A 14,331-nucleotide genomic window follows, 5' to 3' on the forward strand; every position below is an offset into this window, starting at 1 on the left:
GCTAACCCTCCTCACTGATCACAACGACCTTCTGAACAAACCGTCGATCAGATATCATCGTTTCTAAAAGAATATTTGGCTCCATCGCAGTCAATTCAGCGATATTGGAAAGACCAAGTCCTCTTCCCTCACCTTTAGTTGAATAGCCTTTTTGTTTTAAATCCTGGAGTGGTTCGATCTTTTCCCGTGCACTGTTTTCAATCACAAAAATCGTATCTCCTTTGACTGAAAAGATACCGATCGATAATTTTCCATTCTCAATAGTTGCCGCTTCCTCAATCGCATTATCTAAAAGTATTCCCAGTATTCGAATCAATAGAACCGAATCAACACCCTGATTGATCTTAATCCCTTCATCAGCTTCTATTTGTACAAGGACATTTTGTTCCTGTGCCGCCAGTAATTTCATCGTCAAAATGCTTTTCACATCGAGCGAATCGAGTTTATTTAATTCATCCACATGCAGCATGTCTTTTTCAAAGATCGTTTTTGTCCGTTTGGCACTTGAATGAAAAAATTTTTCAAGAGATTCAAATTCCTTCTTTTCGATATAGTATTCGATTGAAGCTAGAATGTTGACATAATCATGGCGAAATTCTCGAATCCCTTGATATTGATTTTTCAGATCCTCGATATAGCGTTGATGGATATCGTATTCTAACTGCCTTTTTTCCGCTTCCATCCTTAACTCTTGGTTACTTGAAATCGATTGGATAATGACGCCGCCCAAAACCATAAATACGAGATAAAAAACAGCGACAAATATTTTTAAAAATGGGGTTGACGCATAGATGACGATCGTCCAATAAGAAAAATAGATGATCAGCGAGATCGTTAATAAATAAGCAAGCAGATCGATTTTTTTCTTTCTCCTAATTAGCGGCAACAGCCACTTTCTATAAAGGATGATTCCAAAGAATAGTACACAATGATAGAGCAAAACGAACCCTAAAAAAAGGGGCATACTTGGATTTTCTATAACGAAAGAAAGCATCGGTTTCATTAGCCAACTTACGATAATTTCCAATGAGCAGGCACTGGAAACAATCAGCAACGAAGAAACAACCGACCTTTCTTCTGAATTTTTTACTGATAAAATCAAGAAAAAGAGATACAAAACGACTGAATCAACATACGTGAAATACATTCCTACAAAGATTCCGAACAACACAATCAATGGGAACAACAAATAGTTGATTCTCTTTTTACTTTTGATATCGTCTAGGATAAAATAGGCAATCCCAAAAATGAGCAAGTGATAAAAAGATAAATACTTGATAGCAATGATCGGCAACATCTTCACTAATCCTTCCTTCTTCGATAAAACAAGTATACCAAATTAGAAAAGAATGAAAATTGAAAATTCAGAGAGTATTTTTTAGAAAAGAAAAGCAACCCGCTTTTTAAGAAACGGCTACTTTAATCAAAATTAGCGGCTTTCTATCCTTCACTTCTGTTTGGATAAATCGTTTTTCCGCATGATTTCTTCCAGAGAAGCCAGGATCAGCTCACGTAAAACAGCTAAATCAACATCGGCTAACTTATTAATGTATACGCAGGACAAAGTCTCTTTATGTTTCCCTAAACATGCCCATAGGTTCTTTTTCTCAGGAAAAATCGGTGCTAAATAGATACTGTGGCGAGCGTTGCGTGGTGCAAAAGCCGCCAAAGGTGCCTCCCTGTTTCATAATGATAATGGTACTGGCCAAATCCGATGATCCCACCCCCTAAACTACCGGAGTAAAACCGCTCACCTCGCTATACAAAGCAATCATCTCGCGCGCCTCTTTTTGTTTGCGAGGATGGGAAATCCCCTCAATAAAATGCTCCACAGAATCCGTTAATGGTCGTAAAACTGGCTCTGACATTTTACACGCCGCCCTTCAAAGGTTTTCTTAAGTAGATGCTAACGAAACGTCTTCTTTCTATTTGAAACCCGAACAAAAACATCTGTATCATCCTTTTAAATCGACTTTAAACCAACAAACCAGTAAAACACGAACTTTATCCAGACTTTACGAACGAAAGCACGAAAAACAATCGACAGCTAAAATATCAAATGGTATGCTTTTTTTAACACTTGATATTTTATAGAAGGCGGGAAAAACATGAAAGAATTGTACGATGGCAAAACAAAAACAGTCTTACTTGATGAAGGTAACAAAGAAGTCTACTTATTGTTTAAAGATAGTGCTACTGGTGAAGATGGCGTCTTTGACCCAGGTTCCAACACAGTCGGCGGCAGTGTTGATGGAAAAGGAAAAATCGGCTTAACTGTTTCTAAATACTTTTTTGAATTGATGGAAAAAAATGACATTCCTACACACTACCTTGATGCAGATATCGAAAAAGGTGTCATGAAAGTTCGTCAGTTAACTGTACCGAATTTGGAATTTGTTTTACGCTATTTTACTGCGGGTAGTATGTGTCGTCGGTTCACTTTGCCAGAAGGGCTGCCTTTTGACCCGCCATACTTAGAAGTGACTTTAAAGGATGACGAACAAGGTGATCCATTGATTACTGATCGTTTGTGTCAAATGAAAGGAATTCTGCAACCTGGGCAATACGATGAAGCTCTCGATATTTTAACCAAGGTTGGTGAAGTTCTTAAGAATGCATTGGCTGAAATGAATTTAACTTTGATTGATTTCAAAATTGAAATTGGTTATGACACAGATGGAAAAATGTATGTCGTCGATGAAATCACTCCTGATATTTGGCGCGTCAAAGATGAAGACGGCAATATTCCGAACCAAATCGACTGTGCCCAATTACTCTTAGATAAAATCCAATAAATTGAAACAGAATAAAAAGCACCTCCTCCTTGAATTCGAGCTAAAATGAAATCAAGGAAGAGGTGCTTTTTGACTGGGGGCCTGAACGGTTTACCAATTAGATAGATAGCTATTACCACTGAATGGTCAACACTCTATGACCATTGACTATTTATATTTGTGAGAAGGAGTTGTTTTTTAAAAATGCCACCATCGAGGCGCCTAAATGATACCCTTTCCCCCAACATGTTTGCAGTTCCTCTTCGCCGTACCCTGCCTCCGCCATCTTGGTTTTAACACGAAATGCTAAAGAAGAAAGCTGACTAAGACAAGATCCCGTAGCTTCAGATTTCCAGATATTTTTGCACATTTCCCTGCGAGATACCATATTTTCCTCCGTCTGATAAAGCAGATATAAAAATTTCCGTTCGTTTTTAGACAATTTGGAAACAAATCGAGTATAATTCTCCCTAGAAGCCTGACCTTTTTCAATTGGAGCATCATTTCCCTTTTTCAAAAGAAGAACATTTGATACTGCTTCAATTATTTCTTCGTCCTTTGCCTCTATATCAATCCATTCATCAATTTCTTTTACGATCCAATCAAATTCTGTATGATTCAAACTACTTTTGCTTCCCATTCTGATAATTGAAATATCACAAGCCTTTAAACTCTTCAAAATATTGGCTAATGTTCCCGTAGCGACAGTATCGCTTATAAAAACCAAATCAAAGTAATCAATAACTTGGGAGTTAGACGAAACTTGCTGTAATAAACATGTCGAACAGTAGACTTCTAAGTTTAAGCGCTGAAGAATGCTTTGAAGCCTTTGCTCAGCCAAAGGATTTTTGCATAAAACTAATACACGTATCATATGGTATCCCCTTTATCTAGATTAAAATTTTCGAGTTTTGATCCTCTGATAAAAAATTGTTCAAGTTGGTGCTATCATCACTAGTCAACCAACTTGATTCGTTCTATTTCTGCTATCAATTTCTAGTTAATGTACGACTTGTCAAAAACGATAAAATTTCCTGAATCTCTCCCATTGTCAAGAAAGGATGGATCAAAAAGAATGGATACTTTTTTTTTAGAGAATCTATGACACTTGTGGCAAAAACAGCATCAAAGTGTTGATTCGATCTTTTTAGAAGTTCACTATCCGTACATATTTTGATATTGAAATGATTTGAAAAATAATTCTCCAGCTGCTTAATCAAATTATTTTCAAGAATCTCTGTCAAATCGGTTTCTAGGTAGATCGTAATTGGCCTTTCGTATTGGGCGATATTTTGATATTCAGAAAAAATCAGAAGGTATTTGCTGATTAAGTACCGTTTGTTCAAAAGAAAGGTATAGCCCCTCTCTCTGTACATTGAGTCAAGAATATTATCTATCTTTTTCATAAATCTGGGATATTGACTCGCATATTGCCGATATAAATCATACCCAATAATATTGTATTTAATATTGGGGATCAAATCGGCATATATATTGACCGCAGTTGTTTGTTTTATGAATTGATCACGCTCTCTCTTAGTAAGGTTGCCATAGCAAGATTCAAATTCACTCAATAATAGTTGCGCTCCATTTCCTGCTCGTGTTTCTTCTAACACTTTCATGGAAATAAAAGATTCCTGTCGACTGCTTTGGATCAATTTACAATAACTAAAAAACTCTAAAATAATAAACATGCCTTCAGCTTTGTCAAACCCTAATTTGATCAGCTGTTGAGAATATTTATTTCTAAAATCAATATGATCATATAGCCCAATGTATTCTTGCCACTTTTTTGCGTAGCGAATCTTATGCCCCTTTTGGCTGCGAATGAGTCTTGTTGCCAAAATATAAGATAATCGTTGAATACTAATATCTTTAATTATTAACGCTTCATCCTTAGCTATTCCGCGAAAAAAACCAGTAATTTTATCCTTCTCCACTGATTGAAATGGCCATACCCGTCCTCGAAATATTTGCCAATAGATCGTATTTATCAAAACATGTATCTGACACTCGTCACCTACAAGTAAAATTTTTCGTCGTTGAGTTTTGATTTGGATAAGATTTTCTTTGTGATAACGATATAAGAAAGAATTCAGGCGTTTAATTATTTTTCTTATTGTAGATTCGCTTAAGAAGGACATGGCTATTAAGGTCTTCATGGTGACATTTCTGCCGAGTGCAATCTGATTGAAGATTTTATAAGTGGTACTTTCTGTTATCAAATGTTCCTTCAATTTTGACAAACCAATTGCACCTTCGTCTAATGTCAGTAGTGCCCCTCTTCCCTTGCTTACTTGTAATCGAATGTCTGTCTCGTCAAAAGCAACGATGTCATCTCTTAATTTTGCAATCATCTTCTTTATTTGCTGGTTATTGAGTCCCAATTTTTCAGCTATTTCTTCGGAAGTTACCCATTGGCATCTTCTCTCGTACAGTTCAGTTAAGATATACAGCTTTAACCTGGTGTCTTTTTCCAATGCATTAATTAAATCTGACATGCTGCTTCATTTTCACATCCCTATTTTCCATAGTGGTCTCAAGCCAATGTTTAATTCCAACGTCCTCTTCGCGGCTGATGCTTATTCACATAACGACTGGCGTCTTTCTCAATTCGGTCCGGTGAATCGTCTATGTCTACTTCCCAAGGATAAAAGCCATCCTCGTTTTTCTGATATTGAGAAAGATCCTCCTTATCTTCGCGTTTACGATGTCTAAGTCTCTGAATAATAAAGCCAACTGAGGTAATCAATAGAAAAAGGGTAATAGCCACATAGTGAAGCCGCACAGAAACTAACGACTTACCGATAAACCTCATTAAGTCTAGCATTCTACATTCTCTCCTTTTCATTCACCATTTCGGTCTTCAACATTCCTACTAAACAGTCACTTACTTTATGATAATCGCTGCCCGATACAGATCCTTTTAGCAAAACAAGACTTTGATCCGTAATTTCCTCTAAAATTTTACTTACATAGCCATTCATCTCATCGAAATATAGAGCAGGTATATCTACTTCAGCTACAATTTCTCTCATTCCTTCACCATAGGCTAAGAATATATCGGCACCAGCATGATTGATGAACGGGATCAATTGGCGATGCAGCTTTTCTGTATGGTCTCCTAAATCCGCTACCTGGCCCAATGCCAAAATTTTCTTTCCACTGAAATATTCAGCCTTCTGAGAAAAAGTACGAATCCCGTTGATCATAGATGGGATAGCCGCGTTATGAGTATCATCAATGATGACCACCTCTTTTCCCTGCAATCTCCCTGAATGTAACGCCATTACCTTTGGAAGACTGCGAAAATCCATCAATCGAGATAAATAATCTTCCACCTTCAAGCCAAGAGCAACTATAGTCAAGAAAACCGCTAACGAGTTCTCCGCCATTCCTTCACTAGAAATAGTTAGATGATACGTATAAAAACGATTTTGATACTCTACCGTTACTTCGGTTAGACTTTTTATCATTTTCAATTGGATCACTCGAAGGTCCGCATTCTCAGAGCCTTTCATACTATAAGTCATAATCTTACTTCTTTTTGAGATTGCCGCCTCCATAGCAATCTCAAAGGCCTGATTATCCATATCATGATTAATAATAGCTATTCCTTTTGTTGTTAACCCCTCGAAAATACGGCTTTTGACTTTGGCAATCACAGATAAATCCTTTGTTCCTCTCATATGTGCAAAATCAATAGAAGTCAACAGCGCTATCGTAGGTTCGACTAATCGTGACTGTGTCCCTCTGTCACGACTATTCAGAGCATTCAAAGACATTTCTAACAGCGCTATATCGGGGTCTTGAACCAATTTGTTCATATACAACGGAATAGCCAACCGAGTATTGTGGTTGCCGCGGTTACACATCAGAGAAAAATCATTGGTCAACACGTGCTCCAACATCAACCGCACAGAACTTTTACCGACTGAACCCGTGATTGCTACGACAGGCCTGTCAAATCTCCTCCGTAAAAAAGAAGAGACTTCATGCATGAACTCCCATACATCTGGTACTATAAATTGTGGAACAGTATCCTTCAGTTCATACATTGGACGATCTGTCACCAGAAGACCAAAATGCTGATATGACGTTTGAATAAAATGCTTCCGACTTGGCCAATTCGCTGATTTTCCGATAATCTCACTAATTTTCTCATCAGACAAATCAATAAATGCCAAGCTTTTGTCTTCATTCAAAGGAACATTTGCCGGGTAGTATTCAAAATCTTGAATCACTAGATTTTCAGCAACTTCCTCGTCCAAGAACCAACCACTAAAAGCATAAAAATCTTCCGTTCCTAAGTATTGCTTCTTTGAATGTCGAGTTAGTTCATTGTCCACACTACTTAATTGATGTTGTTCCCCGGACGGTATAGCATCCGCTAATATGCTTTCAGACTCTGCTTCTTTTTCGTCGAACAAGTATCGATAGTTGATTAGCCCCGATAAAAAGTGTTCCGCGTCATCAATACGCATACGCGTTCGATCATGACGAGCATAAAAACCAGAAACGATTGCCTGCGGATTTGCAAAGTACAAAGCGTATTCGGGCCACATTACTCCTGTACGCATTTCGTGAAATGCACGTTTCTCTGCCACTTCCAATAACCTCTGAAAATTCTGGTTACTAAATAATTGTCCAGCATATTCAGATTTCTCAATACGATAAAACATTTTGATTGCTGCACAAAGCAGTTCCAAAAAGGTCGGGTAAGCGGTATCTCGTTTTTCCATAAATAATAAATTTTCCAGAGCATTTTTCACTCCAAATTCGAAATATTCTCGCTTGGGTAAATACTTGGTTAATTCATTCACCGAATAGCTAAGCCAGTGATCATGATAAGTTTCATAACCATTAGCTACGTACTGATCCATCAATGATTCCGCTAAACTAAGCCAATAGTCCTCACCAACCAAAGGATACGCCTGCATAATCGCGAATAGCGCTTCCCCGTCATAATAAATGATTCTAAATTCTTCTTTAACAGTTAAATCTTCGTTTAATACATGTAATGTTCTCCCATCATCAGTAATAAATGAAGTGATTCCTTGTAATAAATTCAATATAATTTGATGATAATGCTCATTTCCGGTGAGTGTCTCGTACTTTGAGATAGCCAAAACTGCTAGCGCTTGCGCGCCCAACTTCAACTCATAACCGTTTTTAGTTTTCTCTCCAACAAATAGTGTCTCATTGATATTGAGACACAGGTTTTTTAATCCCCAATCTAAGCCATTTTCGATCTTTTCAATTAACAGTTCGTCTTTAAAGCTTGAATCAGTGAATTTAGAATATTCAATGGTTTCCAATAATGCATATAGACTGGAAAAATGTCGCACACTATTGTATCCGGGAATTAAATGATCGTACGCTGGATAATAGCCATATGTAAATTTTCCCTCTTCAGTCATCTGATCAAAAAGAAAATAGCTTCCCTTCTCAATCACACTCTCAAGCATTGGAACCTGATTGGTTAGGGTGATTTCTCGCATTCCTCTTCCAAAAAAATTGGTTTCTAAAGGATACCATTTCCCCTCCTCGATAAAAATGCCTACTGTTTCAAACAACGTCCATTCGGCATCAAAATAAGAAAGGGGATCGGGAACAATACGATGAAATCGTCGTTTGATATATCCCTTTATATTATTGATATTTAACTCAAGTTGAGCCGAGTTGCTTCCCACTTTATGACCTTGGACTGGGGTGAGTAGCGCATTTCCACTAATTTCATCTGCTAAGAAACTGCAGCTTCCATCTTTTTTAAATGCGATTCCTTTAGAGAAATAATTGTTTCGTTTGGTTCGTGCAAATCTGCGAATGCCCTCTGAAACCACTACATTTTCATTATTTACTTGGATTTCGATTTTAATCCATTTAGGTAGATACAGAAACTTATTCAAGTAACGATCAACTTTATTCCAAGCTTTGTTAAAACTTGTTCCGCTTGTTCGCCAAACTTCTCCTCGCTTTAACGAGTTGCAAGTTGATACGTAGATGATGATCTCTTCACCTTCCACATGCTCCTTTTCTAAAAATTGTCTTGCGTCGTCCAATATTTCTCTTTTTGTTTGAACCATGACCCGCTCACTCCTCTACTTCAACATCAATTTAAAAAAAGTTTTATGCCTTTCTAAAAAAGAAAAGGTGATAGCTCCAACAAGCCGATCACCTTTCCATATGCTTTAGAAGCGAGTCTATTTTTTCTTTTTATTACGTTTTTTATATAACCCTAGGCTCGTTAACAATGCACCAACACCTGCAACTGCCATAGAAGGATCAGCGACAGCTCCTGTTTGAGGCAGGTTTTTCTGATTTGTTGAATGTCCTACAGTTCCATTCGAACTTGATACATTTGATTTATTAGTACTGTTTGAGGATTGTTTTGGACCCTCAACGTCAGCGTCGGCATCCGCGTCAGCGTCGGCATCCGCGTCGGCATCAGCGTCGGCATCCGCGTCAGCATCAGCATCGGCGTCAGCATCGGCGTCAGCATCAGCGTCAGCGTCAGCATCGGCATCCGCGTCAGCGTCGGCATCCGCGTCGGCATCGGCATCGGCATCTGCATCAGCGTCAGCGTCAGCATCGGCGTCGGCATCGGCGTCAGCATCGGCATCGGCGTCAGCATCGGCATCCGCGTCGGCGTCAGCATCTGCGTCGGCATCGGCGTCGGCATCGGCGTCGGCATCAGCATCAGCGTCAGCATCGGCATCGGCGTCAGCGTCAGCGTCGGCATCGGCATCTGCGTCGGCGTCAGCATCTGCGTCGGCATCGGCATCGGCGTCAGCATCGGCGTCGGCATCAGCGTCGGCATCAGCGTCGGCATCGGCATCGGCATCAGCATCGGCGTCAGCATCGGCATCGGCATCGGCGTCAGCATCAGCATCCGCGTCGGCGTCAGCATCGGCATCGGCGTCGGCATCAGCGTCGGCATCAGCATCAGCGTCGGCATCGGCATCGGCGTCAGCATCAGCGTCGGCATCGGCGTCAGCATCAGCATCAGCGTCGGCATCAGCGTCAGCATCGGCATCAGCGTCAGCATCGGCGTCAGCATCGGCGTCAGCATCGGCGTCAGCATCGGCGTCAGCGTCGGCGTCAGCGTCAGCGTCGGCATCAGTATCAGGAATGTCGATAACATTTGAATCACCATCATGGTTATAGACTAAATAACTATCCGTAGATGAATTTTTTATTGAGAATTTTCCATTTCCCAAAGCTAAATCAATATAACCATTAGCATGTGTATTATTAATTGAGATATTGGTGTCCGCAAAACCATTGTCATTGATCGTAATATATTCTCCAGTAGACACCTTATCAAGAGCTATCGTTTTTAACGCTGGGTTCCAACGAACGTGGAAATATCCGCCAAAGGACGTGTTTTTGACATTGCATTCAACAAGAGAACCTGATCCTGCAGCTAAATATCCTTTTACTCTTGATCCCCTGATATCGATAATCTTTAATGATTTGAATCCGTTTAACGCAAGATTTCCATTAATATCCACACCATCCAAATAAAGACTCTCTGGATTATCAACTGTAATAACTTGGTTAGTACTGTCAGTGATAACTATTTTTGTTCCGCTACTGGAAATTCTTATAGGACCTGATACGGTGTAACTCACACCATTGATTTTGATCAATCCTTTTTCAACAAAAGCATCTGGACCAACATTTGACGGTACTTTATCTTGTCCAAAGTGTGTTGTGCCTTGCCAGTTATGAATCGTGCTGTTTTTATGAGGAACATTACTTCCAGCATATCGACAGTCATTCAAATACAAGTCGAACCCCTTCGCATTTGAATTCGCATGAACCGCATACTCTGTTCTATTATCGCGATTCACAAAATCGCAGTCATTGAAAGTTGCTTCTGCTAATAACTTATTAAATTTAACATCAGCAATTCGATTAAATTCACATCCTTCGACTAATAAGGAAGTCAATTTATCATTATGTGTAAAATCGCATCCATCATTAAACGTACTATTCGTTACCTTCATTGATTCAACATTATCCAGATAGCTGAAGTTCGCCGTTCCAGAAACCGAAACATTATTCACTTCAATGTTCTTGGCATTTTCCAAACTATAATTTTGACCATTGATTACAATTTGACGTTTTCCAGTTCCACCGGTGAAAGTCACCACTGATCCAGCAGGCACTGGAATTGTTTCTCCATCCAATACCACATATCCTCCTTGTTCGACATTTACACCGTAAACAGAAACCTCTGTATTCGCTGAAACCGAACTAGGATTCATTGCCATTAATGGCGCCGCTAACATAGTACTGTACAGTACCATTTTGGCCCGTTTTTTTTGTTTTGCTCTAGCTTGGATCATTTCTCGATAATTTTTTCTCTTCATTCATATACCCCCTATTTAATTTTCCAAATTTTATTAGCTAAAATGTGAGCTGCATCATGACAGGCATAATTGTGATTAATTACTTGCAAATAAGTATCTAAAAAAGATATTTTTACAAATAGCCAATAATTCGTTGTTATTTTCCCATTCAACCAGCCATACGACTTTACATTTATTTTTATGATAAGTTAATATTAAGTTAAAAAAACTCTCTTTTTCATCCTTTCCAAGTATCATTTTTAAAATAAAATTATTTTCGAGTTTATTTACATCAAAAAAACCTTTTTTTAGGGAATAAACCATGTGGTTAATAAGAAAAAAATAAGACAACCGCTTTAGCGTAGTTGCTAAAGTGGTTGCCTTTATAATCTATTTGACTCGAAATAAGTTTATCATGTTGCTCTGTCACTAATTAATACTAAACAAATCTGTACCTTCTTACTATAATCTTATTTCCGATACATCTTAAATTCCAGATATAGATCATTGTAGATTCCTAAATATTTCGGACCTAAATCCTTATAAACCTCTAAATGACTGATTGTCTCATCATCTGGATAAAACTGTTTGTCACCGGAAACACTTTTGGGCAGCATTGCCAATGCTTTTTTATTCGGTGTAGAATAGCCGATATATTCTGCATTTTGTTTCGCTGATTCTGGTTTCAGCATAAAATTGATGAAATCATAAGCTCCCTCTTGATTCTTCGATGTTTTAGGAATCACGATATTATCAAACCAAAGATTCGATCCCTCTGGCGGAATAACGTAATGAAGATGTTTATTTTCAGACATCATATCTGCTGCTTCACCAGAAAAAGTCACCGCAACCGCACTTTCTTCGTTCGCCATGTACATTTTAATCTCATCTGCAACGATTGCTTTGACATTAGGCGTTAGACTGCTCAATTTTTTGATGGCTTGATTTAATTGCGTGCTATCTTTACTGTTGATTGAATAGCCCAGTGTCGTTAGTGATAAGCCCATAACCTCACGAGCTCCATCAATCAGCATGATATTATTTTTCAGCTCTGGACGCCACAGATCATCCCAATGTTGAATCTTATCCCCAGATACAAATTTATCGTTATAGACAATCCCTAATGTTCCCCAAAAATATGGAATTGAATATTTATTGTCCTTATCGAAATCCAAATCTAAAAAGCGCGGATCGATATTGTCTAACCCCTGAATCTTTGAATGATCCAATGGCAGCAATAGTTTTTCTTTTTTCATCTTTTGAATCATATATTCACTAGGAATCGCAATGTCATAAGCTGTACCGCCCTGTTTGATTTTTGCCTCCATTGCTTCATTTGAATCAAAGGTTTCATAATTAACTTTATAGCCGTATTCTTTTTCAAACTCTTTAATCAAATCAGGATCAATGTAATCGCCCCAATTGTAAATATTCAATACTTTGGAGCTGGCATTAGACGAATGATTCAAACGAATAACCAAAAAAGTTAGCAAAAGAATAATGGCAATAACACCAATAAAAAGCGACTGTAATTTTCTCATTTTAGTACGGCCACCTCCTCAAAATCACGTTTGCGTTTTCGAGCTTTTTTTGAGGTGTCGCGACTAATAAAGTAGTAACCAACTACTAACAAAAGCGAGAAAATGAAAACAAGTGTAGATAAGGCATTGATCTCTAAACTAATCCCTTGGCGCGCGCGAGAATAGATTTCCACTGAAAGAGTCGTAAACCCATTTCCTGTAACAAAGAACGTTACTGCAAAATCATCAAGTGAATAAGTGAAGGCCATGAAATAGCCCGCAATAATTCCCGGCGTTAAAAACGGTAGAATAATGTTTGATAAGACTTGAAAATTATTGGCTCCCAAATCGCGAGCCGCATCTATCATAGAATCATTCATCTCCTTTAATTTCGGCAGTACCATCAAAACTACGATAGGAATACTAAAAGCGATATGGGAAAGCAATACACTGAAAAACCCGAGTTGGAAATTTTTCAAGACACCGCCAAGCATAGTAAACAAGATCAAAAAGCTGGCACCAATGATAACATCTGGCGACACCATTAAAATATTGTTTAATCCTAACAGAACATTTCGTGAATTCCGTTTTCTCGTATAATAAATCCCCATCGCACCAAAGGTTCCGATCATCGTCGCAAGTAAGGCTGACAAAAAAGCCAGTACGAAGGTTTGAACAACAATACTGATCAACCGTTTATCTGAAAAAAGACTTTGATAATGTTCCCAAGTAAAACCGGTAAAGGTACTCATATTTCCACCTTGATTAAAGGAATAAAAGATTAAATAAAAGATCGGGATGTACAGCAAAATAAATACAAAAATTAAATAGACCGTTGACCAAGAAAATGTTCTTCTTCTCACTTCACCCGACCTCCTTTACGTTTTTCACCCGTCAACATCATGACGATGAACATCGCAACAATCAAAATAACTCCGATCGTCGACCCCATTCCCCAGTTTTGAGTAACTAAGAAATGTTCTTCAATTGCTGTTCCCAATGTGATCACTCGATTGCCGCCAATCAAACGTGTCAACATGAAGAGTGACAATGACGGAATAAAGACGGCTTGCACACCACTTTTCACGCCGTTTAAGGAAAGCGGGAAAATCACACGACGAAAAGTATCAATATTATTCGCTCCCAGATCACGACTCGCACTGATCAAGGAAGGATTGATTTCTTCCAACGCATTAAAAATCGGCATGATCATAAATGGCAGTTCAATATAGGCTGCTACAAACATGAAACTAAAATCGGTAAACAACAGCTGCTTCTGACCGATCCCAATAAAACTTAAGAAATCATTGACCGAACCATTTGCACTAAATATTCCAATAAACGCATATGCCTTCAACAGCAAATTGATCCAAGTCGGCAAAACGACAAGCAGCAGTAGTAACTGACGATGCTTCAATTTTGATAAGAAGTATGCCGTTGGATAACTGATCAGCAAGGTCATCAAGGTAATCAAAAAAGCAAACAACACGGAATTGACCGTCATCATCAAGTACGTTTTAGAGGTTAAATACGTATGATAGTTGCTTAACGTAAAATTCCCATGCATATCAAAAAACGATTGATACACAATTAAAATTACAGGCGCGATAACAAAAAACAACAGCCAAAAAAAATAAGGGATTGAATAAAAACGCCGGATATTTTTCATTGTTTGATCCC

Annotated in this window: 12 protein-coding genes; 1 reads left to right on the plus strand and 11 read right to left on the minus strand. The window is 38.4% G+C overall.

What is annotated here, in order from left to right; all coding sequences use genetic code 11:
• Position 1: 1 nt before the first annotated feature.
• The 3 genes from IGI38_RS08550 to IGI38_RS08560 form a co-directional block, all read right to left on the minus strand.
• Positions 2-1,297: a GHKL domain-containing protein gene (locus IGI38_RS08550; RefSeq protein ID WP_438730376.1), complete on the minus strand. Its 1,296-nt coding sequence runs from the start codon at positions 1,295-1,297 to the stop codon at positions 2-4.
• 150 nt (positions 1,298-1,447) lie between these two features.
• Positions 1,448-1,669 (minus strand): hypothetical protein, encoded by a 222-nt coding sequence (locus IGI38_RS08555; protein ID WP_438728824.1) that lies wholly within the window; start codon positions 1,667-1,669, stop codon positions 1,448-1,450.
• Between the two features lie 58 nt (positions 1,670-1,727).
• Positions 1,728-1,868, minus strand: coding sequence for a hypothetical protein (locus IGI38_RS08560; protein WP_438728826.1), 141 nt, complete (start codon positions 1,866-1,868; stop codon positions 1,728-1,730).
• Positions 1,869-2,108: 240 nt separating this feature from the next.
• On the opposite strand from IGI38_RS08560, the gene IGI38_RS08565 reads away from it, so the two are divergent.
• Positions 2,109-2,795 (plus strand): phosphoribosylaminoimidazolesuccinocarboxamide synthase, encoded by a 687-nt coding sequence (locus tag IGI38_RS08565; RefSeq protein WP_438728828.1) that lies wholly within the window; start codon positions 2,109-2,111, stop codon positions 2,793-2,795.
• Positions 2,796-2,946: 151 nt separating this feature from the next.
• Here IGI38_RS08565 and IGI38_RS08570 read toward each other — a convergent pair whose 3' ends face one another.
• From IGI38_RS08570 to IGI38_RS08605, 8 genes are all read right to left on the minus strand, one after another.
• On the minus strand, positions 2,947-3,648 hold the full coding sequence (locus IGI38_RS08570; protein WP_438728830.1) for a winged helix-turn-helix domain-containing protein: 702 nt from the start codon (positions 3,646-3,648) through the stop codon (positions 2,947-2,949).
• A 115-nt stretch (positions 3,649-3,763) separates the two neighbouring features.
• Complete coding sequence (locus tag IGI38_RS08575) at positions 3,764-5,275, minus strand: helix-turn-helix domain-containing protein (protein ID WP_438728832.1); 1,512 nt, start codon at positions 5,273-5,275, stop codon at positions 3,764-3,766.
• A 50-nt stretch (positions 5,276-5,325) separates the two neighbouring features.
• Positions 5,326-5,604 carry a hypothetical protein gene (locus IGI38_RS08580; RefSeq protein WP_438728834.1) on the minus strand — a complete coding sequence of 93 codons (279 nt, stop codon included), beginning with the start codon at positions 5,602-5,604 and terminating at the stop codon, positions 5,326-5,328.
• Between the two features lies 1 nt (position 5,605).
• A complete protein-coding gene (locus tag IGI38_RS08585; protein WP_438728836.1) occupies positions 5,606-8,860 on the minus strand; it encodes a Mur ligase family protein in 3,255 nt (1,084 codons plus the stop codon).
• A gap of 117 nt (positions 8,861-8,977) precedes the next feature.
• Positions 8,978-11,152: an LPXTG cell wall anchor domain-containing protein gene (locus IGI38_RS08590; protein WP_438728838.1), complete on the minus strand. Its 2,175-nt coding sequence runs from the start codon at positions 11,150-11,152 to the stop codon at positions 8,978-8,980.
• A 449-nt stretch (positions 11,153-11,601) separates the two neighbouring features.
• The gene (locus IGI38_RS08595) at positions 11,602-12,672 is read right to left on the minus strand and encodes an ABC transporter substrate-binding protein (protein ID WP_438728840.1); all 1,071 of its coding nucleotides are present in this window, start codon (positions 12,670-12,672) and stop codon (positions 11,602-11,604) included.
• Entirely contained in the window at positions 12,669-13,514 is an 846-nt protein-coding gene (locus IGI38_RS08600; RefSeq protein WP_438728842.1) for an ABC transporter permease, read from the minus strand. The genes IGI38_RS08595 and IGI38_RS08600 overlap by 4 nt, the downstream gene beginning before the upstream one ends.
• Positions 13,511-14,320 carry an ABC transporter permease gene (locus tag IGI38_RS08605; RefSeq protein ID WP_438728844.1) on the minus strand — a complete coding sequence of 270 codons (810 nt, stop codon included), beginning with the start codon at positions 14,318-14,320 and terminating at the stop codon, positions 13,511-13,513. The genes IGI38_RS08600 and IGI38_RS08605 overlap by 4 nt, the downstream gene beginning before the upstream one ends.
• Between the last annotated feature and the right edge of the window lie 11 nt (positions 14,321-14,331).

The organism is Enterococcus sp. AZ128 (assembly GCF_051714485.1).
GTDB lineage: Bacteria > Bacillota > Bacilli > Lactobacillales > Enterococcaceae > Enterococcus_A.